We start from the raw sequence: 19837 nt of genomic DNA on the forward strand, positions 1-19837 counted from the left end.
CGTTCAGCTCGGCCTCGTCCTGGGCTTCGTAGTTGGGGTCTTGGGTATCGGTCACGTGTCTTGTCCGTCCAGGATTCGCCCCAGCACCCGGGCGGTGTAGTCCACCAACGGAATGATGCGAGCGTAGTTCAGTCGTGCGGGTCCGATGACGCCGATGGCGCCCAGAACCTTTTGGCGGCCCGTCATATAGGGCGCCGCGACGACAGCGGAACCCGAAAGCGAAAACAGACGCGTCTCGGCCCCGATAAAGATGCGCACCCCCTGGGCCGCGTTGACCCCGTCCAGCAGGCCGATCAGCTGTTCCTTCTGCTCCAGATCGTCGAACAGCACCCGCACCCGCTCCAGATCCTCGGCCGCGCCGGCCTCGTTCAGCAGGTTGGCCCGACCCCTGACGATCAGCGAGCGCTCCCGATCCGCCCCGCCCGACCAGGCGGCCAGACCGTCCTCGACCAGCCTTGCCGCCGCCGCATCCAGCTCAGTCCGCGCGGCGGCCAGTTCCGCCCCCATCTCCTGACGGGCCTCCGACAGCAGCCGTCCCTTCAGACGGGCGTTCAGGAAGTTCGACGCCTCCTGCAGGATCGACGGCGTGACTCCCGCCGCCAAGGGCATCAGCCGGTTCTCGACCGTTCCGTCGTCGGCGACCAGCACCGCCAGGGCCTGACCCGAGCCGAGGGCCACGAATTCCACATGCTTCACGCCCGCGTCCCTGACCGGACTTGCGACGATGCCCGCCCCCCCCGCCAGTCCCGACAGCAGGGCCGAGGCCTCGTTCAGCGCCTCATCGAAGCCGCGCCCCCCATACTTTGAAGGATTGGCGGCCAACCGCGCATCGATCTCGCGCCGCTCTTCCTGGCCGACGTCGCCGATCTCCAGCAGGCCGTCGACAAACAGGCGCAGGCCGGCGTGTGTGGGAATCCGCCCCGCCGAGGTGTGAGGCGCGGCCAGGAGGCCCGCCAGCGTCAGGTCCTGCATGGTGTTGCGGATCGAGGCTGGCGACAGATGCACCCCGCCCCTCGACACCGTCCGCGAACCCACCGGCTCTCCGGTCTCCAGATAGGTCTCGACCACGCTCCTGAATATGTCGCGGGCGCGCTGGTCCAGGGCCGTCAGCCCGGCGTAGTGGGGCATGGTCAGAGGGTTTGGGGGATACAGGCTCACCCATTCAGGATAAGCAGCCCGGCTCGATACGCCAATGTCTGCAAGGTCCTTCTCATGCGCCCCTCCGAACGCACCCCCGACCAGATCCGCACCGTGACGCTGGAGACCGGCGTCAATCGCTATGCCGAGGGCTCCTGCCTGGTGTCGTTCGGCCACACCAAGGTCCTGGTCACCGCTTCGATCGAGGAAAAGGTGCCCGGGTGGATGCGCAACACCGGCCAGGGCTGGGTCACGGCCGAATACGGCATGCTCCCGCGCGCCACCCACACGCGCGGCCGCCGCGAGGCCGCCGCCGGCAAACAGTCGGGTCGGACCCAGGAAATCCAGCGTCTGATCGGCCGCTCGCTTCGCGCCGTCGTCGACCTGAAGGCGCTGGGCGAACGTCAGGTCCTGATCGACTGCGACGTGATCCAGGCGGACGGCGGCACCCGCACCGCCTCGATCACCGGCGCCTGGGTCGCGATGGCGTCGGCGCTGGGCTATCTGCGCGCCGAGGGCGTGCTGAAGGAAAACCCGATCCTGGATCAGGTCGCGGCCATCTCCTGCGGCATCTTTAACGACGTCCCGGTCGCCGACCTCGACTACGAAGAGGATTCCAATGCCGAGGCCGACGGCAACTTCGTCCTGACCGGCTCGGGGACCATCGTCGAAATCCAAGCCACTGGCGAGAAGCGCGGCTTCTCGCGCCCTGAATTCGACCGCCTGTTCGAGCTCGCCGAGGCCGGCTGCAATCAGCTGTTCGCCCTGCAGAAGGCTGCGGTGGATGAGGCGCTCGCCGACCAGCGCTGACCTGTGCGTCGGCAGATAAGAATTTATTCCTGCTTGCCTCTTGCGGATGAGATCGCGGGCCCCCACCTCGGGGTCCGGTCTTTGAAAATCTGGCGCGCGTTTCGTCCCTTATGTCACCCGCCCTTCATCGGCAGGGATTGGGCCGAAACGCCAACCCATTGATTTCCTGAGGACCGGTAGCGGTTTGGTCCGTTTCGTCACCTTTCGTCACGGTGTTTCGCGTCATGGCGAACCGGACGACTTTCCACCAATACAGAACAGCGTCATCGTGCGGGCTTCAGATCGCCCGGAGACGCCACCATGGTCCGTGTTCCCGCTACCCTCGCCCTTCTCGGCCTGATGGCCTTGTCGCTGGCCGCTTGCGGCTCGCCCGAGACGACGCCCGCCGCCGAGAAGGCCGCCGACGCCGCTCCGTCCGCCGACCAGACCCCGGTCATGCCTGAGGACGCCCCGCCCCAGGAAGAAGAAGCCGCTCCCGAAGGTGAGCAACTGGGCGACGCCAAACGCACCTGCACCGGCTCCATCGGGGCGGCCGCCGCGACCCGTCTGGCCGAACGCTGCACCATGGTCAGCCCGGCCACCCACCCGCCGTGCAACCCGGACAACGCCTGCGCCCTGATCCAGGACGAAATCGATCGCGCCTGCGGCCAGTATGGCCCCGGCGAGACCAAGCCCGCCGAGTGCGCCGCCTGACCGAGACCGACGCGGCGACGCACGAGATCGTCGTCGCCGTTCCGGGGGTCCTCCTAGGGCCGGATGAGGCGGCTTTTGATCGATCCGAAACGCCGATCAATCTGATGGCCCCGAAATGGGTTCTGATCGGCGTGCCGTTTGCGGCCGGCGCGGTGATCCAGCTGTTGCACGTCCCGATGCGACCGATCTGGATCGGCGCGGTGCTGCTCGTGGTCTTGCTCGCCCTGGTCGCGGGCCTGTGGCGTCTCTGGGCCTTCTGGAGCATGCGGGGCCAACGACGCTTCACCGATACCCGGTTCGGCGGTCAGGCGCTCGACTGGCGCCTCGACGAGACCGAGGTCCGCCAGACCGGGCCCTTCGTCGACACCGCCGTGCCCTGGACCGCCTTCGTCCACGTCCTGGACCAACCCCGCGCCTTCGTCTTCTGCCTGTCGGAGACGAACGTGATGATCCTCCCCCGCCGCCTGCTGTCAAAGGCCCAGCAGGCCGATTTGCGAGAACTTATCGACCGCGCCCGAGACCGGGGCCTGATCGGCGATACGCCCGCCGATCTTCTCCCTTCCTGGGACCTGATCCGCGACGGCGTCCGCGAACGCTACGGCGCATAGAAAAAGGCCCCGCCGTTTCCAGCGAGGCCTCCTTCATTCGACGATATCGCGGACGCCTAGTCGCGGCGCTTAGTCACGACGGGGGCGACGACCGCGGTCACCGCCGCCGCCTTCACGCTTCTTGCCGCCGCCGCCGGTGTCTTCCGTCAGCGGAGCTTCACCGCGTTCGGCGCGCTCGGCGTTGATCTTGTCCGTCAGGTCTTCACCCGTGGTCTGATCGACGACCTTCATCGACAGCTTGGTCTTGCCGCGATCGTCGAAGCCCAGGAACTTGACCTTGACCTCTTGCCCTTCGCTCAGGACGTCGGCCGGGTTGGCGACGCGCTCCAGCGAGATCTGCGACACGTGGACCAGACCGTCCTTGGCGCCGAAGAAATTCACGAAGGCGCCGAAGTCGACGACCTTCACGACCTTGCCGGAGTAGATCATGCCGGGCTCGGGCTCGGACACGATCGACGAGATCCAGTTCTTGGCGGCGTCGATCTTGTCTTGTTCCGAGGCGGCGATCTTCACCGTGCCGTCGTCCTCGATGTTGATCTTGGCGCCGGTCTTTTCGACGATCTCGCGGATGATCTTGCCGCCGGTGCCGATGATGTCGCGGATCTTGTCGACCGGGACCTTAATGGACTCGATCTTCGGCGCGAACTCACCGAGTTCGGTGCGGGCGCCGTCGATGGCCTTGTCCATCTCGTCGAGGATGTGAAGGCGACCGGCCGAAGCCTGGGCGATGGCCTTCTTCATGATCTCCTCGGTGATGCCGGCGACCTTGATGTCCATCTGCAGCGAGGTGATGCCGTCACGCGTGCCGGCGACCTTGAAGTCCATGTCGCCCAGGTGGTCTTCGTCACCCAGGATGTCCGACAGGATGGCGAACTCGCCCGACGGCTCCAGGATCAGGCCCATGGCGATGCCCGAGACGGGCTTCTTCAGGGGCACGCCCGCGTCCATCAGGGCCAGCGACGAACCGCAGACCGTGGCCATCGAGGACGAGCCGTTGGACTCGGTGATCTCCGACACCAGGCGGATCGTGTAGGGGAAGTCTTCCGCCGACGGCAGCATCGGACGGATGGCCCGCCAGGCCAGCTTGCCGTGACCGATTTCACGACGCCCCGCGCCGCCCATACGACCGGTCTCGCCGACCGAGTACGGAGGGAAGTTGTAGTGCAGGAGGAACTTCTCCTTGTACGTCCCGGTCAGGGCGTCGATGTACTGCTCGTCCTCGCCGGTGCCCAGGGTGGCGACCACGATGGCCTGGGTCTCGCCCCGGGTGAACAGGGCCGAACCGTGGGTGCGCGGGAAGACGCCGACTTCCGAGACGATGTCACGGACCTTGTCCAGGGCGCGGCCGTCGACGCGATGGCCGTTGTCGATGATGTCGCGACGCAGCACGTGGGCTTCGCACTCCTTGAAGGCGGTCGAGAACTTGGCGCTTTCGACGCCCTCGGGGTTCTCCTCGGTCTTCACCAGGGCCTCGGCGGCCTTCTTCTTGGCGGCGCCGACGGCGTTGTGACGGTCGTGCTTAGCGGTGTGGGTGTAGGCGGCCTTGATGTCGTCGCCGACCAGGTTCTGGATCGCGGTGACGACGTCGGAGTGGTCTTCGGCCTGGAAGTCGAAGGGCTCCTTGGCGGCGTGCTCGGCCAGTTCGATGATCGCCTCGATCACCGGCTGCATGCCGCGCTGGGCGAACATCAGGGCGTCCAGGAAGGTCTCTTCCGACAGTTCCTTGGCTTCCGATTCCACCATCATCAGGGCGTCGGCGGTGCCGGCGACGACCAGGTCCAGCTGCGAATCCGGCAGTTGGTCGATGGTCGGATTCAGGACCAGCTCACCGTCGATGTAGCCGACGCGGGCGGCCGCGATCGGCCCCATGAAGGGCACGCCGGAGATGGTCAGGGCGGCCGAGGTGGCGACCATGGCCAGGACGTCCGGATCGTTTTCCAGATCGTGCTGCAGGACGGTGACGACGACCTGGGTCTCGTTCTTGAAGCCCTTGACGAACAGCGGGCGGATCGGACGGTCGATCAGACGCGAGACCAGGGTCTCCTTCTCGGTCGGACGGCCTTCACGCTTGAAGTAGCCGCCCGGAATCTTGCCGGCGGCGAAGGTCTTTTCCTGGTAGTTGACGGTCAGCGGGAAGAAATCCAGGCCCGGCTTGGGCGCGCGGCCGTAGACGACGGTGGCCAGAACCACGGTCTCGCCATAGGTGGCCAGGACGGCGCCGTCGGCCTGGCGGGCGATGCGGCCCGTCTCCAGGGTCAGCGGGCGGCCGGCCCAGTCGATCGTCTTGCGTTTGATATCGAACATGTTTCGTCTTTCGTATCCCGGGCGGCGTATTCCGGCCGGGGTCCCATCAGTGGGTGCGGATGCGTCGGGCGTTCAGTCCTTCGATCCATGGACCGGCCGCCCCATGGCGAACGATCCGGAGTGCTGAGGACCGCTATCGAGCCCTCGCGTATGCGCCATCTTCATTCCGGCGGCGCGCCGGTCTTCTTTTTTGCTGGCCTCCCCGGGCGCTTGACCGGGATCCACTCAAGCGGGAAGGCCAGTAGGTACGGAAAGAGGCGCGGACATGGCCCGCGCCTCGAAACCGTCGGTTGGGATGCGCTTAGCGGCGCAGGCCCAGCTTGGTGATCAGGGCGGTGTAACGCTCCTTATCGACCTTGTTCAGGTGATCCAGAAGGCGACGACGCTGAGAGACCATCTTGAGCAGGCCGCGGCGCGAGTGGTTGTCCTTCTTGTGCGTCTTGAAGTGCTCGGTGAGGTTGGCGATGCGTTCCGACAGGATCGCGACCTGGACCTCGGCCGAACCGGTGTCGCCGGCGGACCGGGCGTTCTCGGTGATGACTTCGTTCTTGCGTTCAGCAGTGATCGACATCGGGTGTTCTCCTCATTGGAGGTTAAATACGCGGTCGGGTTCTAGCCGGCCGGCCCGCAACTGACCGAGAGCGACGAGGGTCCGTCCCTGGAAGGCGGAAACGGTGCGGGAGCCGTCGCGAAGACGGCCCTTCAGCGTCTCGACCTGTCGGGGGAGCAGAACGATCGGTCGTCCCTGACGAAGCGAGAAGGCGTCCTGGTCCGTAATGGCCAGCTCCGGGATGTCGTCCAGGGCGGTCGCTACAGGCAGCAGGCCTTCAAAGGCGGCGTCCCTATGCACCAGATCGGTCAGGAAATCCAGTGTGACGGCGTTCTCCACCGAAAACGGCCCCACCCGCTCGCGACGGAGGGCCGAGACATGCCCCTCGGCGCCCAGCATCGCCGCCAGATCGCGCGCCAGCGAGCGGACATAGACGCCCTTGCCGGTGCGGATGGTCAGTTCGACGTGGTCGGCGTCGGGCGCTTCGGTGACCTCGGCCTCGTGGATGGTCACCGGGCGGCTTTCCAGCTCGAACTCGGCGCCATCGCGGGCCAGGTCGTAGGCGCGCTGGCCGTCCACCTTGATTGCGGAGAAACGGGGCGGTGTCTGCTGGATGTCGCCGACGAAGTTGGGCAGGGCCGCCTTCACAGCCTCCAGCGACGGCCGCACGTCGGATCGACCGATGATCTCGCCCTCGCGATCGACGCTGTCGGTCGAGACGCCCCAGTTGACGGTGAAGCGATAGACCTTCTGCGCCTCCATCATGAAGGGCACGGTCTTGGTCGCCTCGCCCAGAGCGATGGGCAGGATGCCCGACGCCAGCGGATCCAGCGTCCCCGCATGTCCCGCCTTCTGGGCGTCGAACAGGCGACGGATCTTCGTGACCGCCTCGGTCGATCCCATCTCGAACGGCTTGTCCAGGCACACCCAGCCGTGGACCGGCTGGCCCTTCTTGCGACGGCCCATCAGTGGCTTTCCATGCTCTGGCGCTCGAGACTGGCGGAGTATCCTACGCCTCCTCCACTGATCGACACGAAAACGAGGTCGAACTGGCGGCCGCCGACGGATCGATATCCGGGAGCGCCGATCAAAGCCGTCCGGACGATCCCTACCGGTGTCACGGTGAGTACTGTGGAAGCCTTCAACGGCTCACATGACGACCAGTCGGCGTCACAGTCGAAATCAACGATACGATAGGTCTTGCCGCCCGAAAACTCTCGACTGTCGGGTCCCGGAACGGCCGGCTGAGGATCGACCGCTTCGACCTCAATGCTTCGGAAAGGCTGGCTGAAGGACAAGCCGTCAGATCGCATCTCCATGATGCCGCCATTCGCCAGGATGTGGCGGCCTGGCTGAAAGATCCAACCATCGGAGCTGGCCGCGACCTGATCCGACCAGTTCGGATTTTTCTTCAGCAGATGCTCGCAACCACCGAGCGTGACGCTGGCGAAGGCCGCCACGATGGCCGCAACAGACTTAGTCCTCATCTGAACCGTCGTCTTCGCGGCGTTCCAGGTCGGCCCGCACGCGCGGGTCGTCGAACAGGGCGTCGATGCGGCTGGCGGCGTCGAAGCTCTCGTCGTGGCGGAAACGCAGGTCCGGCGTGAACTTCATGTCGATGTGGCGACCCAGCTGGCCGCGCAGGAACTTGGCGTGGACGTTCAGCGCCTTGATGATCTCGGCCTCATGCCCCGCCGTGTCGGCCGTATCGACGCCGGCGCCCAGCGGTTCCACGAAACAGGTCGCGTGCTTCAGGTCAGGCGACAGACGCACCTCGGTCAGGGTGATCGACACCCCCTTCAGCGCCTCGTCGTGGATTTCCTCCTCGCGCAGCACCTCGACCAGGGCGTGGCGGATCAGTTCGCCGGCGCGGAGCTGACGTTGCGAGGGGCCGACCGGGCCTGACGCGTTACGGGTGTGTTGCTTGCCCATGGGGGGTCTCCCTGTTCACCCGCCGGGGTTCGGACCCGGCTCGAAGGTGAAAGTCGGGCGGTCTAGTCCCCTCTGGCCCACCTGTCCAATTCAGCAGGTCAGAAGATCCGGCGAGGTCGTCGCCTCATACCTCTGACCCCGCAGCGCATAGCGAACCAGGGCCGTGCGGTCGCCGCTGTAGCGGACGCTGAAGCTCTGGCCCTTGATGTCGGGCATCAGGGCGCCCTCCATGTCCGCGGCCCCGTCCTCCTTGGCCCCGCTGTCGTCATAGGCGACAGGGATGCCGTCGGTGCGGAGGATCGGACGCTCGGGCGTCAGTTCGACCACATCGGACCAGGAACAGGAATAGCCCTGCCACGTCCCGCCGACTTCGGTGACCAGGGCCGGGGCCGGGGTCAGGTCCGTGCGGATCAACCATTGCGGCGGACTGCCGAAACTGCCGCCGTCGACGATGTTCGGCCAGGCGCCCGTTCGGGTAAAACCTGCGGGCGTCCGGGTCAGATAGTGGATCGCCAAGGCCCCGGCCGAGACGTGGCCGTCGCCGCCTTGACCTTCCGACACCAGGGCGAACCGTTCGCCGCCGAGCGGCACGAGGGTCGCCCTGGAATAGGTTATCGCCTCGTCGGCGCCGGCGTCGGGCGTCCGGTAGAGCACCGGCGGGGCGGAGCCCCAGGCGGCTTGGAAGGCGGCGGCCTCGCTCGGAGCGGCGGCGGCCCCGGCTTGGGCGGAGGCGGCTGAAGCTGCATTCGGCGTCTCGGCCTGTTCGGCCGGTTGCTGGCAGGCCGCCAGCAAGGCGAGGGCGCTGATCGCGAGAGGGGCGAGAAGGCGGGCGCGGATCATGGCTCTATCGGGCTCCGGCGGACGAGAGCGGGGCACGTCCCGAGCGATCCACGGCGGCGATGACCTCTCCGGCGGTCACCGAGCGCAGCGGGCGGACAGGCAGTCCCGCCGCATTCAACACCCGCGCGGTCCAGCTGTTGCACAGATATCCGATCCAGAAGTGCTCGCGGCTGGCGAAGAAATGGGCGCCGTCGCCGTCCCGAGCCTTGGACAGGCGGGGGCGGCCTTGCGTCAGGGTCAGCGAGTCCTCCACCCGGCCGCGCAATCCGGCGAACGCCTCGGGCGACAGGATCAGGGTGCGACGACTGCCCGCATCGAACCGCCGCGCCGGATCGCCGGTCTGCGGGTCCAGCATCACGACCGAAGCGTTGCCGGGGCGGAAGAAGGCGCGCAGTCCATCGGGAATCCGACCCTCCATCGGCGACTGGTCGACGAAGAATTTCGCATCGCCCCAGCCGATCAGGATCCAGTCCCCGGTCCCGACCGACCGTGACGCCTCGGCCAGAGGTCCCCCCCCGGCCTCCAGCGCCGCGCGCGGGACGGCGATGTCGGTATGGAATCCATTGTTGAGCACATGGACGGCGATCCCGCCGTTCTCGACCCGTGACAGGGCCGGATCGGCCGGTCGGGTCCAGGTCCACAGGGCGACGATCAGTCCCAGCAAGCCCGCCAGAAGGAACGCCCTCACCGTCCGCATCAGCCGGCCTCGGCGACCGGCGCGCGGTGAGGCAGGGCCCATTCGCCCCGGTAATTGTAGGACAGGGTCACACAGTGGCGATAGGTCCCGTCGGACCAGCGACCGGTTCCGTGGATGACGATGGGCCGCCCGGCCCGAACCCGGCCGAGCACGAGGAAGGTCGCCTCCGCGCCAGGGCACAGGGCGCGGGCCAGACCGCGACCGTCGCCCTCCTGCGGGATGGAGTAGACCGAGGCCTCGTTCGCGCCGTCCGGCAGGGCGCGGCGCGCCTCATCCGGTCCGCCGCGGGAGATCGTCGCCGATCCCCTAGCCGTGGTCGAAATAATCCGCCGCACGCTGACGGCCCCGAACAGGCCACGCTCAATTTCCAGGGTGATGCCGCGAGTCAGGGCGCGGGTCACCCGGTCGGACGGGTCGAAGGCCAGATAGCGGGTGTCGGCCAGGGTCGGGGTGGCCACGGCGATCAGCGTCAGGGCGACGAGGCTACGGTGAAGCATGGCCCGACTGTACCGCGAGTTGCGGCGGAAGGGAGGCGTCGTCTGCACACGAAAAAGGGGCGGCCTCTCAACCGCCCCCAATCCAGTTTCTTGCGCTCAAGCAGCGAGACGCCGCGCGTCGAGCGGTATCGAGCCGTTAGAGAGACCGCTTGACCTCTTCGACGGTGAAGCACTCGATGTAGTCGCCGACCTTGATATCCTGGAAGCCCTGGAAATGCATGCCGCACTCCTGGCCCGACGGGACCTCGTTGACCTCGTCCTTGAAGCGCTTGAGGGTCTGTAGCGTACCCAGTTCCAGCACCACGATGTCGTCGCGGATGATCCGGACCTTCGCGCCCTTGCGGACCACGCCCTCGGACACCCGGCAGCCGGCGATCTTGCCGGTCTTGGAGATGTCGAAGACCTGAAGCACGGCCGCGTTGCCCAGGAATGTTTCCCGTTGCAGCGGAGCCAGCATGCCCGAGAGCACGCCCTTCATGTCGTCCAGAAGATCGTAGATGATCGAGTAGTAGCGGATCTCGACGCCTTCGCGGTCGGCCAGGTCGCGCGCCTGTTTCGACGCACGGACGTTGAAGCCCAGGATCGGGGCCCCGGCCGACTTGGCCAACTGGACGTCGCTCTCGGTGATGCCGCCAGCGCCGGAATAGACGACGCGGGCGCGAACTTCCTCGTTGCCCATCTTCTCGAGCGAGCCCTGGATGGCCTCGCTCGAGCCCTGAACGTCCGATTTGATGACGACCGGCAGTTCCGAGATCTTCTTGGAACCCAGCTTGGACATCATGTCGACCAGGCTGACCTGGTTGATGCCGCCGGTGGCCTTCTCGCGCTTCACGCGGGCGCGGTACTCGGTCAGCTCGCGGGCGCGGGCCTCGGAATCCACCACGGCCAGCGGTTCGCCGGGCGACGGCGCCTCGTCCAGACCCAGGATCTCGACCGGAACCGACGGGCCGGCCTCGGTCAGCTGGGCGTTGCGTTCGTCCAGCAGGGCGCGGACCTTGCCCCAGGCGGAGCCGGCCACGACGATATCGCCGCGCTTCAGGGTGCCGCGCTTGACCAGGACGGTGGCGACCGGGCCTCGGCCCTTGTCCAGCTTGGCCTCGATGACCACGCCTTCCGCAGAGCGATCCGGATCGGCCTTCAGGTCCATGACCTCGGCCTGCAGCAGAATGGCCTCGATCAAGCCGTCCAGGTTGGTGCGCGCCTTGGCCGAGACCTCGACGATCTGGGTGTCGCCGCCCAGGGCTTCGCCGATGATTTCGTATTGCAGCAGCTCGTTGACGACCTTCTGCGGATCGGCGTCCGGCTTGTCGATCTTGTTGACGGCCACGATGATCGGCGCGCCGGCCGCCTTGGCGTGCTGGATGCTCTCGATCGTCTGAGGCATGACGCCGTCGTCGGCCGCCACCACCAGGATGACGATGTCGGTGACGTTGGCGCCGCGGGTCCGCATGGCGCTGAACGCCGCGTGGCCCGGGGTGTCGAGGAAGGTCACAGCTTGGCCAGACGGCGTCTTCACCTGATAGGCGCCGATGTGCTGGGTGATGCCGCCGGCCTCGCCAGCCGCCACGTCGGTGGTGCGCAGCGCGTCCAGCAATGAGGTCTTGCCATGGTCGACGTGGCCCATGATGGCCACGACCGGCGCGCGCGGCGTGGTCGCGTCGTCGTCGATCGCGTCGGACAGGAAGCCCTCTTCGACGTCGGACTCAGACACGCGCTTGACGGTCATGCCGTATTCGTCGGCCACCAGTTCGGCGGTGTCGGTGTCGATCACGTCGGTGATCTTCACCATCATGCCCTGACGCATCAGGAATTTGACGATGTCGACGCCGCGCACGGCCATACGATTGGCCAGTTCGCCCACGGTGATGACGTCGGGAATGACGACCTCGCGCGGACGGTTCGGCGCGTCGGTCGAGCCGCCCTTGCGCTTTTCCTTTTCACGCTCGCGAGCGCGACGGACCGAGGCCAGCGAACGCATCCGCTCGGCCGTGTCGCCGTCGCCGGCCACGGACTGAATGGTCAGACGCCCCTCTCGCCGCTTGGGCTCGCCGCGCGTGCGGCTGACCGCCTTGCCGGCGTCCGAGAAACGCTTGTCGCGATCGTCCTCCGGCTTGCCGGGGCGGGCGAAGCCCGTGCCGGGTGCGCGGGCGGGACGCAGGACGTTCGGCTCGGCCGGAGGCGCGTTCGGGGCCGGACGACCGCCGGGACCCGTGCGGGCGCCGCCGGGGCGGGTCGCACCGGGCGCCGGACGCGGCGTCAGGGCAGAATAGCGGACCGGCTCGGCCGGACGGGCCGGGGCCGAAGGACGCGCCGACGGGGTCGGACGATCGGTATAGGATTTCTCCCCGCCGCCCATGGCCTCTTCACGGGCCGAACGACCGCCGAAAGCGGGACGGTCTATCGGGGCGCGCGCCGGGTTCGGCGCCTTGGGCACGCGCTGGCCGAAGTTGACGACCGGGCGGGCGGGCGGCGCCGGGCGAACCGGAACAGGCGTGGGCGCCGGGACCGGCTCGGGCGCGGCGGCGACCGGAGCGGCGGGCGCCGGGGTCGGGGCGGCCGGCGCCCGGGCGGCGGGCTTGGCCGGCGCGGGCGCAGGCGCAGCGGCGGCGAGCTTGGCGGCTTCAGCGCGGGCGGCCTCGGCGGCGGCGCGGGCGGCGGCCGCCTCGGCCTGGGCGGCGCTGGCGGCGGCGGCGGTCGCAGCGGCGGCGTCACGTGCGGCGGCGTCGCGGCGCGCCTGTTCGGCGGCTTGGGCGGCGGCGCGCTCGGCCTGGGCTTGGGTCGCCATCTCGATGGCGCGGCGACGGGCTTCCTGCTCCTCGTTGGACAGGCGACCGCCGGCGGGCTGCGAGACCTGCGGGCGCGGAGCCGACGCTTGGGGCGCGCCGGCTTCGGGACGCGACCCATCCTGACGAGGCCTGGCCACGTCGAAGCCCTGCGGACGCTGGTGGCCGCCGCCTGCCGGAGCCCCCGGACGACGCTTGGTCTCGACGACCACCGTCTTGGTGCGGCCATGGCTGAAGCTCTGGCGCACGGTGCCGGTCGAAACCGATCCCACGGCGCGCGGCTTCAGGCTCAGCGGCGCCCGCGGTCCCGTCGTCGACGGGGTTCCAGTGGGGGCCTGAGGCTGTTGGCCGTCGTTGGTCTTGTCGTTCTCGTCGCTCATCCGGTCGCTTTACTCGTGGGCGGAGAAGTCCGCCGCGTCTCAGTCAAAAATCGTCTCGTCACGCCCAAAAGCCTTTGAAACGCAAAAAGCCGTGCGGCGTCCGCCCCTCGAAAGAGGCCTGACCCCGCCCGTCAATCCGCCCGTTCAGGCTCGTCCTTCGGGTCCTCGTCCGACCCCTTCCCGCCGCCGGCGCCTGGATGATCCAGGTCCCAGGCCGCAGGCCGAAGCGATCGAAATCCCGCCAGTCGTTCGACCTCGATGGTCCAGCGATCGGCTCTGCCGCCATGCAGCAAGACGGCGTGTATCGCATTTTCCAGCCCGAGGGCCAAACTCAAATCATCCGCGCTGAACGCGCCGCAGACCTTGGTCGTCTGATGTCGGGCCAGGGCGACGAGTTTTCCGCGTCCGTCGGCGGCCCCGTCCGAGGCCTCGATCAGCCAGGCGGCCTTGCCCGAGCGGATCGCCGCGGCGGATTTCTCGAAGCCCGAGATAAGCACGCCTTCGCGCCGGGCAAGACCCAGCTGGTCCAGACAACGCCGGACAAGCAAGGTTTCGACCGTGTCGGCGAGGTCCGCCGACGGTTTCAGCTGGGTCTTGGCCGAGCGTGAGAACAGATTCTTCTTCACGGCCGCGTCGACGGAGGCGCGCGACGCCTCCACCCACATTCCCCGCCCCGGCAGTTTCCTGCCCAGGTCCGGGGCCACCATGCCGTCCGGCCCGGCGACGAAACGGATCAGTCGAGATTCATCCATGGCCTGGTGGGTGACCAGGTCCCGGCGCTCTCTATCGATCGTCGCGTCGCGAAGGCTCATGGACGGCGGTTTCCATCACGCGTCTTGGGTCGGCTCGAGGTCGTCTTCGACCTCGGCGTCATCAGCGTCTTGGGGGGCGGCGTCTTCGGCTTCCGGCGCGTCGAACACGGCCTCGGGGTCGTATTCACCCTCGGCGTACTCTTCCTCGTATTCCGGCTCGGGCTGCGGCAGTTCCGAGGCGTCGATCCAGCCGGCGGCGACACGGGCCTGCAGGATCAGCAGTTCGGCGTCTTCCTGGGCCAGGTTGAAGGCTTCCAGCACGCCGGCGACCTTCGTCCGCTCGCCGTTCTTCATCTCGTAGCCGCCACGGATCTCGTCGGTGGCCAGATCGGCCAGATCCTCGACCGTCTTCACGCCGCCCTCGCCCAGGGCGACGGCGATCGGCAGGGTCACGCCCGGAACCGACAGGACTTCGTCCAGCACGCCCAGCTCGACGCGTTTGGCGTCCAGGATGGCGGCCTGTTTCTCGAGGTAGTCGCGGGCGCGGGCCTGCAGTTCCTCGGCGGTGTCCTCGTCGAAGCCTTCGATCTCGGCGACTTCGTAGGATTCCACGAAGGCCAGGTCTTCCACCGTGGCGAAGCCTTCGGTGACCAGCAGTTGGGCGATGACCTCGTCCACGTCCAGGGCTTCCTGGAACAGCTGGGTGCGTTCGGTGAACTCGCGCTGGCGGCGCTCCGAATCCTGCGACTCGGTAATGATGTCGATCTGCCAGCCGGTCAGCTGGGAGGCGAGACGGACGTTCTGGCCGCGACGGCCGATGGCCAGCGACAGCTGCTCGTCAGGCACGACCACTTCCACGCGGTCGGCTTCTTCGTCGAGCACGACCTTGGAGACTTCGGCCGGGGCCAGGGCGTTGACGATGAAGGTCGGCTCATCCGGGTTCCACTGGATGATGTCGATCTTCTCGCCCTGCAGCTCGGCCACGACCGCCTGGACGCGCGAGCCGCGCATGCCGACGCAGGCGCCGACGGGATCGATGGAGCTGTCGTTCGACAGGACGGCCATCTTGGCGCGCGAACCGGCGTCGCGGGCGGCGGCGCGGATTTCGATCACGCCGTCGTAGACCTCGGGCACTTCCTGGGCGAACAGCTTGGCCATGAAGCCCGGGTGGGCTCTGGACAGCATGATCTGCGGGCCCTTGGCCTCCGGACGGACGTCATAGATGTAGGTGCGGATCCGGTCGCCGATGTTGAACACCTCGCGCGGGATCGACTGGTCGCGGCGCATGATGCCTTCGCCCCTGCCCAGATCGACGATGGTGTTGCCGTATTCGACGCGCTTGACGGTGCCGTTGACGATCTCGCCGACGCGGTCCTTGAACTCTTCGTACTGGTTGGCGCGCTCGGCCTCGCGGACCTTTCCGGTGATGACCTGACGGGCCATCTGCGTCTGGACGCGGCCGAACTCGAACGGCGGCAGGTCCTCGACATATTCCTTGCCGACCACGGCTTCCGGATCGCGCTTGGAGGCGTCGGTCAGGCGAACCATGGCCGAGTCGTTGAATTCCTCCAGCTCGTCTTCCGGCATCCAGTCGTCCTCGACGATGGTGACGTGACGGGTCAGGGCCAGTTCGCCCGTCTTCGGGTCGATCCGGGCGCGGATGTCGTGATGGGCGCCGTAGCGCGACTTGGCGCCCTTCTGGATGGCTTCTTCCAGGGCTTCGATCACGATCTCGCGGTCGATGTTCTTTTCCTGGGCGACCGCATTGGCGATCTGGAGGAGTTCCAGGCGATTGGCGGAAATACCGGTCACGGCCATCAGGCGTCGTCCTCAGAAGTCTTGGTGGTGTTGTTTTTGTCTTCCGGCGCACCTTCCGGCAGGCCGTCGTCTTCGGGTTCGCCCCGCGCGGCGCGGATCGCGGCCCCGCGCTTCAGAAGGGCGTCGTTCATGACCAGCTTGGCGTCCACCAGCCAGTCGAACGGGATCAGGGCGGTGTCGTCCTCGCCGTCCAGGTCGATGGCGATGTTCTCGCCGTCGACGCCGGCGACGATACCCTTGAAGCGTTTGCGGCCCTCGACCATCCGGTCGGTCTCCAGACGCGCCTCCAGACCCTCGAACAGGTCGAAATCCTTCAGCCGGGTCAGCGGCCGGTCGATGCCGGGCGACGAGACTTCCAGCAGATATTCGCCTGCGATCGGATCGGCGACGTCCAGAACCTCGGACATGGCGCGGCTCAGACGGGCGCATTCGCCGACGTCGATGTCGTTATCCGACGGACGCTCGGCCATGACCTGAAGCCGGCGACGCAGCGTCCCGCCCATCAGGCGCACGCGCACGATCTCCAGACCGATCGATTCCGCGATGGGATCGATCAGCTCCAGGATCTGCCGGTCTTCGACGGTCTTGGCGCGCAAGCGGGTTGGTATCCGGGCAAAAATAAAAGCGGTCGGCCCCGACGGCCGCCGCTTTGAACGACGCCGTTGGACGCCGGTCTAACGATGTGAGGGGGCATATAGACCCCTCTCGCGCAAAACAAAAGGGCCGACGCTTTCCGACCGCCCTTTCGCAGATCAGTGGGCGTGCACTCGGTGATGGTGGCGGCCACCGCCCAGCAGGGTCTTGATGAAGTAGAAGACGGCGATGACGATGGCATAGCCCAGAAACAGGGCGAACCGGGTCATCCAGAAGCTCGAGTCCGTCAGCGGCGGCAGGGCGAAGGCGCCGCCGTCCAGCATCGGCCGCAGCACCTCGACGATGGTGTGGACCAGGACCGCGCCGAGCGCGCCCGACCACAGCCCGCGCCACGATCCGACCAGGAACAGGCCGAAGACCGCCGCGATGATCAGGCCGATCACCTGATTGACCCCATCGAAGCCACTGTCCGCCAGGGCGAACAGCCCCTGCAGCAGATTGCCCAGCTGGGCGAAGAACTCTTCCATCACACGCCTCCGGTGTTGACTGTCAGCGGCCCAGCTTGGCCGTCGGCAGGGTTAACGCCGGTCTGCGGGAATTGGATGCTTCCCTATCGCCCGGTCGACCCGAAGCCGCCCGCGCCGCGCGCCGTCTCGTCCAGATCGTCGACCTCGACCACCGTCGCCTGGGCCACGGCGGCGATGACCATCTGGGCGATCCGCTCGCCCCGTCTGACGACGAACGGCTCCTGTCCCAGGTTGATCAGGATGACCCCGACCTCGCCGCGATAGTCGCTGTCGATGGTGCCGGGCGTGTTCGGTGCACTGATCCCGTGCTTGAGGGCCAGGCCCGAGCGCGGCCGGATCTGCGCCTCCCATCCCTGCTCCAGGGCGATCTTCAGACCCGTCGGCACCAGGGCGCGCTGACCCGGCTCCAGGGTCATCGGCGCATCCTCCGGCACCGCCGCCCTCAGGTCCATCCCGGCCGAGCCGGCGGTCTCATAGGCCGGCAAGGCCAGACCCTCGGAATGGGGCAGACGCAGGATGCGAAGGGTGCTCAAGGGAAACTCTCAGGCCATGGAGGAGAAATAATCGGCGATCCGGTCGGCCAGTCGCGCGGCCACCTCGGTCTTGGACAGACGCGGCCAAGGGTCGGAGCCGTCCTTGGTGACCAGCAGCACCGTATTGCCGTCCGCCCCGAACACATGACCCGAGACGTCGTTGCCGACGATCCAGTCGCAGCCCTTCCTCGACAGCTTCGACCGGGCATTGGCCTCTAGATCGGTCGTCTCGGCCGCGAAGCCGATCACCAGCTTCGGCCGTTTCGGTCCCGGCTTGGCGATCCCCGCCAGGATGTCCGGGTTCTCGATCAGGGCCAGCGTCGGCGGCCCGCCCGGCGCCTTCTTGATCTTGCCGCCCGCGACCGTATCCACGCGCCAGTCGGCCACCGCCGCCGACAGCACCGCGATGTCCGCCGGGAGAGCGCCTTCCGTCGCCGCCTTCATCTCCATCGCCGTCTCGACGTCGATCCGGGTCACCCCCATCGGAAGCGCCAGATCCGTCGGCCCCGACACCAGCGTCACCTCGGCCCCCCGCGCGGCCAGGGCCGCCGCGATCGCATAGCCCTGTTTCCCGCTCGAGCGATTGGTCAGGCCCCGCACCGGGTCGATCGGCTCGAAGGTCGGTCCCGCCGTGACCACGGCCTTCCGCCCCGCCAGCGCGCGCCCATCCGGTCCGGCCAGCAGCCCCTCGATCGCCTCAAGGATCGCCGCCGGCTCCGCCATCCGGCCGGGCCCGAACTCGCCGCACGCCATCTCGCCCTCGTCGGGCCCGACCACCGCCATGCCGTGGAACCCGTCGAACCCCTTCAGCCGCTCCACGTTCGCCTGCACCGCCGGATGCAGCCACATCCGCACGTTCATCGCCGGGGCCAGCAGCGTCTTCTTGTCCGTAGCCAGTAGGGTCGTCGACGCCAAATCGTCAGCCAATCCGTTCGCCGCCTTGGCGATCAGCCCCGCCGTCGCCGGCGCCACGACCACCAGATCGGCCCAGCGAGACAGCTCGATATGCCCCATGGCCGTCTCTTCGTCGGGATGGAACAGCCCCATCCGCACCGGATTGCCGGTCAGGGCCGCCAACGACAGGGGCGTCACGAACTCGGCTCCGCTCTGGGTGAGGATCGCCTGCACCTCGCAGCCCGCCTTCTTCAGCAGCCTCACGAGTTCCAACGCCTTGTAGGCCGCGATGCCGCCGCCGACGATCAGCAGGATCTTCCGGTTCATCAGGGTCGCGCTGGACATTCGGTCGGTCTAGCCGGACCCGCGCCGTGCGTCGAGCGAGCGAAAAAGAACATTGTACGAACAAACAACCTGTGGCTAAGTCGCTTTCGCGGGTTTCACTTGGAGGGTGTGATGCGGATCTGGATGACGGCGGGGGCCATGGTGGCGGCCCTGTTCCTTACGGCGTGCGGCAATGGGGATTCGGCGGTAGAGACCCGCGACCGAGCAGCCGATACGGCCCCGGTGGCCCTGACTTCGACGACTGCCGTCGCCGCAAGTCCGGCCGAGACGCAACCGAAAACAGTGGTGACGGCCAACCGTCGCGAGACCGTCGATGAGAAGGTCCAGCGCCTCTACGAGCGCAACGGCGCCGACTTCGACGCGCGCTCGGCCGAAGATTTCCTGCAGAAGGTCACTGCATTCACCAGCCGCCCGCCTTCGGGCACGGAGACGGCGTCCCGCCCCAACGGCGACACCCTGCTCTACCAGGCGTCAACCAACACCTTTGCCGTGGTGGCTCGCGACGGCACGCCCCGCACCATGTTCAAGCCGGATGAAGGCCCCGCCTATTGGGCCGCGCAAAAGGCCGCCGCCCCAACCTTCGGCCGGAGGCGGTCAGAGAACTGAGCGACGGAAAGCCGCGTTCAAGCAGCGAGACGAGCGGTAGCTCTTGAAGACGCTTCAGCCCTCTTCCGGCTTGCCGGTCATTTCCCGGATCATGTCAAGCGCCAGTTTCTGCTGACGGCTGGAAAGTTGGGGCGCCAGACGGGCAATCTCGATGGTGTAGCGGGTCGACGGAAACTCGTGGTCGAAGGTCGCGGCGCCGGCCTCGCCTTCCGCCATCCCTGGCTGAGCGCCGAGGCCCTGGAAGAAGTATCCGACATCGACCTTGAAGAAGCGGGCGATGTCCCAGAGCTTGGAGGCCGAGATGCGGTTGGCGCCCTTCTCGTACTTCTGGATCTGCTGGAAGGTCAGGCCCAGTGCGCGACCGAGATCGCTTTGATTGTAGCCCAGGCTGATGCGCTTTTCGCACACCCGTCTGCCCACATGGCGGTCCACCGGATGGGGCCCGTCCTCGCCGACACCTCTACCCATTTCTTGTTTTAGTCCTAGATTGCGACCGGAAAGCCCATGCGCCCGTCCGGTCAAGCTGTCATCTGATTT

At 67.3% G+C, this 19837-nt stretch carries 21 protein-coding genes; 4 read left to right on the plus strand and 17 right to left on the minus strand.

Annotated elements, in window-relative coordinates; genetic code table 11:
• Positions 1 to 51: 51 nt before the first annotated feature.
• Complete coding sequence (gene hrcA, locus O5O43_RS14385; protein ID WP_271084582.1) at positions 52 to 1128, minus strand: heat-inducible transcriptional repressor HrcA; 1077 nt, start codon at positions 1126 to 1128, stop codon at positions 52 to 54.
• 84 nt (positions 1129 to 1212) lie between these two features.
• Between hrcA and rph the strand changes: the two genes are divergently transcribed.
• The 3 genes from rph (at position 1213) to O5O43_RS14400 (ending at position 3248) form a co-directional block, all read left to right on the plus strand.
• A complete protein-coding gene (gene rph / locus O5O43_RS14390; RefSeq protein ID WP_271084583.1) occupies positions 1213 to 1947 on the plus strand; it encodes a ribonuclease PH in 735 nt (244 codons plus the stop codon).
• A 300-nt stretch (positions 1948 to 2247) separates the two neighbouring features.
• A complete protein-coding gene (locus O5O43_RS14395) occupies positions 2248 to 2640 on the plus strand; it encodes a hypothetical protein (RefSeq protein ID WP_271084584.1) in 393 nt (130 codons plus the stop codon).
• Positions 2628 to 3248 carry a YcxB family protein gene (locus tag O5O43_RS14400; RefSeq protein ID WP_271084585.1) on the plus strand — a complete coding sequence of 207 codons (621 nt, stop codon included), beginning with the start codon at positions 2628 to 2630 and terminating at the stop codon, positions 3246 to 3248. Before O5O43_RS14395 ends, O5O43_RS14400 begins: the two co-directional genes overlap by 13 nt.
• Positions 3249 to 3317: 69 nt before the next feature.
• Here the strand turns inward: O5O43_RS14400 and pnp are convergent, their stop codons facing one another.
• From pnp to coaBC, 15 genes are all read right to left on the minus strand, one after another.
• A complete protein-coding gene (pnp, locus tag O5O43_RS14405) occupies positions 3318 to 5552 on the minus strand; it encodes a polyribonucleotide nucleotidyltransferase (protein ID WP_271084586.1) in 2235 nt (744 codons plus the stop codon).
• A 301-nt stretch (positions 5553 to 5853) separates the two neighbouring features.
• Positions 5854 to 6123 carry a 30S ribosomal protein S15 gene (gene rpsO / locus O5O43_RS14410; RefSeq protein WP_271084587.1) on the minus strand — a complete coding sequence of 90 codons (270 nt, stop codon included), beginning with the start codon at positions 6121 to 6123 and terminating at the stop codon, positions 5854 to 5856.
• 12 nt (positions 6124 to 6135) lie between these two features.
• Positions 6136 to 7068: a tRNA pseudouridine(55) synthase TruB gene (gene truB, locus O5O43_RS14415; RefSeq protein WP_271084588.1), complete on the minus strand. Its 933-nt coding sequence runs from the start codon at positions 7066 to 7068 to the stop codon at positions 6136 to 6138.
• Entirely contained in the window at positions 7068 to 7562 is a 495-nt protein-coding gene (locus O5O43_RS14420) for a hypothetical protein (RefSeq protein ID WP_271084589.1), read from the minus strand. Before O5O43_RS14420 ends, truB begins: the two co-directional genes overlap by 1 nt.
• 16 nt (positions 7563 to 7578) lie before the next feature.
• On the minus strand, positions 7579 to 8034 hold the full coding sequence (gene rbfA, locus O5O43_RS14425; protein ID WP_271084590.1) for a 30S ribosome-binding factor RbfA: 456 nt from the start codon (positions 8032 to 8034) through the stop codon (positions 7579 to 7581).
• 90 nt (positions 8035 to 8124) lie between these two features.
• Positions 8125 to 8874 carry a hypothetical protein gene (locus O5O43_RS14430; RefSeq protein ID WP_271084591.1) on the minus strand — a complete coding sequence of 250 codons (750 nt, stop codon included), beginning with the start codon at positions 8872 to 8874 and terminating at the stop codon, positions 8125 to 8127.
• A 4-nt stretch (positions 8875 to 8878) separates the two neighbouring features.
• Positions 8879 to 9571, minus strand: a complete 693-nt coding sequence (locus O5O43_RS14435; protein ID WP_271084592.1) for a DUF2459 domain-containing protein — start codon at positions 9569 to 9571, stop codon at positions 8879 to 8881.
• Positions 9571 to 10068, minus strand: a complete 498-nt coding sequence (locus tag O5O43_RS14440; RefSeq protein ID WP_271084593.1) for a hypothetical protein — start codon at positions 10066 to 10068, stop codon at positions 9571 to 9573. Before O5O43_RS14440 ends, O5O43_RS14435 begins: the two co-directional genes overlap by 1 nt.
• A 136-nt stretch (positions 10069 to 10204) precedes the next feature.
• On the minus strand, positions 10205 to 13231 hold the full coding sequence (gene infB, locus O5O43_RS14445; protein WP_271084594.1) for a translation initiation factor IF-2: 3027 nt from the start codon (positions 13229 to 13231) through the stop codon (positions 10205 to 10207).
• 131 nt (positions 13232 to 13362) lie between these two features.
• Complete coding sequence (locus tag O5O43_RS14450; RefSeq protein ID WP_271084595.1) at positions 13363 to 14043, minus strand: RNA-binding protein; 681 nt, start codon at positions 14041 to 14043, stop codon at positions 13363 to 13365.
• A 15-nt stretch (positions 14044 to 14058) separates the two neighbouring features.
• Positions 14059 to 15801, minus strand: coding sequence for a transcription termination factor NusA (gene nusA, locus O5O43_RS14455; protein ID WP_271084596.1), 1743 nt, complete (start codon positions 15799 to 15801; stop codon positions 14059 to 14061).
• The gene (rimP, locus tag O5O43_RS14460) at positions 15801 to 16397 is read right to left on the minus strand and encodes a ribosome maturation factor RimP (RefSeq protein WP_271084597.1); all 597 of its coding nucleotides are present in this window, start codon (positions 16395 to 16397) and stop codon (positions 15801 to 15803) included. The genes nusA and rimP overlap by 1 nt, the downstream gene beginning before the upstream one ends.
• Positions 16398 to 16553: 156 nt before the next feature.
• The gene (locus O5O43_RS14465) at positions 16554 to 16922 is read right to left on the minus strand and encodes a hypothetical protein (protein ID WP_271084598.1); all 369 of its coding nucleotides are present in this window, start codon (positions 16920 to 16922) and stop codon (positions 16554 to 16556) included.
• Between the two features lie 83 nt (positions 16923 to 17005).
• Entirely contained in the window at positions 17006 to 17455 is a 450-nt protein-coding gene (gene dut, locus O5O43_RS14470; protein ID WP_271084599.1) for a dUTP diphosphatase, read from the minus strand.
• A 9-nt stretch (positions 17456 to 17464) separates the two neighbouring features.
• Positions 17465 to 18694 (minus strand): bifunctional phosphopantothenoylcysteine decarboxylase/phosphopantothenate--cysteine ligase CoaBC, encoded by a 1230-nt coding sequence (gene coaBC, locus O5O43_RS14475; protein WP_271084600.1) that lies wholly within the window; start codon positions 18692 to 18694, stop codon positions 17465 to 17467.
• A 111-nt stretch (positions 18695 to 18805) separates the two neighbouring features.
• On the opposite strand from coaBC, the gene O5O43_RS14480 reads away from it, so the two are divergent.
• The gene (locus O5O43_RS14480; RefSeq protein WP_271084601.1) at positions 18806 to 19300 is read left to right on the plus strand and encodes an S-type pyocin family protein; all 495 of its coding nucleotides are present in this window, start codon (positions 18806 to 18808) and stop codon (positions 19298 to 19300) included.
• 54 nt (positions 19301 to 19354) lie between these two features.
• Here the strand turns inward: O5O43_RS14480 and O5O43_RS14485 are convergent, their stop codons facing one another.
• Complete coding sequence (locus O5O43_RS14485; protein ID WP_271084602.1) at positions 19355 to 19768, minus strand: helix-turn-helix domain-containing protein; 414 nt, start codon at positions 19766 to 19768, stop codon at positions 19355 to 19357.
• Between the last annotated feature and the right edge of the window lie 69 nt (positions 19769 to 19837).

This window comes from Brevundimonas sp. NIBR11 (assembly GCF_027912535.1).
Taxonomy (GTDB): Bacteria; Pseudomonadota; Alphaproteobacteria; order Caulobacterales; family Caulobacteraceae; genus Brevundimonas.

What these genes read in the sequence shown, in the direction of transcription:
- O5O43_RS14430 (WP_271084591.1), bottom strand. Translation starts at nt 8,874, where the DNA reads ATGATCCGCGCCCGCCTTCTCGCCCCTCTCGCGATCAGCGCCCTCGCC.
- O5O43_RS14480 (WP_271084601.1), top strand. Translation starts at nt 18,806, where the DNA reads ATGCGGATCTGGATGACGGCGGGGGCCATGGTGGCGGCCCTGTTCCTT.
- rbfA (WP_271084590.1), bottom strand. Translation starts at nt 8,034, where the DNA reads ATGGGCAAGCAACACACCCGTAACGCGTCAGGCCCGGTCGGCCCCTCG.
- rph (WP_271084583.1), top strand. Translation starts at nt 1,213, where the DNA reads ATGCGCCCCTCCGAACGCACCCCCGACCAGATCCGCACCGTGACGCTG.
- coaBC (WP_271084600.1), bottom strand. Translation starts at nt 18,694, where the DNA reads ATGTCCAGCGCGACCCTGATGAACCGGAAGATCCTGCTGATCGTCGGC.
- pnp (WP_271084586.1), bottom strand. Translation starts at nt 5,552, where the DNA reads ATGTTCGATATCAAACGCAAGACGATCGACTGGGCCGGCCGCCCGCTG.
- O5O43_RS14465 (WP_271084598.1), bottom strand. Translation starts at nt 16,922, where the DNA reads ATGGAAGAGTTCTTCGCCCAGCTGGGCAATCTGCTGCAGGGGCTGTTC.
- rpsO (WP_271084587.1), bottom strand. Translation starts at nt 6,123, where the DNA reads ATGTCGATCACTGCTGAACGCAAGAACGAAGTCATCACCGAGAACGCC.
- O5O43_RS14450 (WP_271084595.1), bottom strand. Translation starts at nt 14,043, where the DNA reads ATGAGCCTTCGCGACGCGACGATCGATAGAGAGCGCCGGGACCTGGTC.
- infB (WP_271084594.1), bottom strand. Translation starts at nt 13,231, where the DNA reads ATGAGCGACGAGAACGACAAGACCAACGACGGCCAACAGCCTCAGGCC.
- truB (WP_271084588.1), bottom strand. Translation starts at nt 7,068, where the DNA reads ATGGGCCGTCGCAAGAAGGGCCAGCCGGTCCACGGCTGGGTGTGCCTG.
- O5O43_RS14485 (WP_271084602.1), bottom strand. Translation starts at nt 19,768, where the DNA reads ATGGGTAGAGGTGTCGGCGAGGACGGGCCCCATCCGGTGGACCGCCAT.
- O5O43_RS14440 (WP_271084593.1), bottom strand. Translation starts at nt 10,068, where the DNA reads ATGCTTCACCGTAGCCTCGTCGCCCTGACGCTGATCGCCGTGGCCACC.
- O5O43_RS14395 (WP_271084584.1), top strand. Translation starts at nt 2,248, where the DNA reads ATGGTCCGTGTTCCCGCTACCCTCGCCCTTCTCGGCCTGATGGCCTTG.
- nusA (WP_271084596.1), bottom strand. Translation starts at nt 15,801, where the DNA reads ATGGCCGTGACCGGTATTTCCGCCAATCGCCTGGAACTCCTCCAGATC.
- hrcA (WP_271084582.1), bottom strand. Translation starts at nt 1,128, where the DNA reads ATGCCCCACTACGCCGGGCTGACGGCCCTGGACCAGCGCGCCCGCGAC.
- O5O43_RS14435 (WP_271084592.1), bottom strand. Translation starts at nt 9,571, where the DNA reads ATGCGGACGGTGAGGGCGTTCCTTCTGGCGGGCTTGCTGGGACTGATC.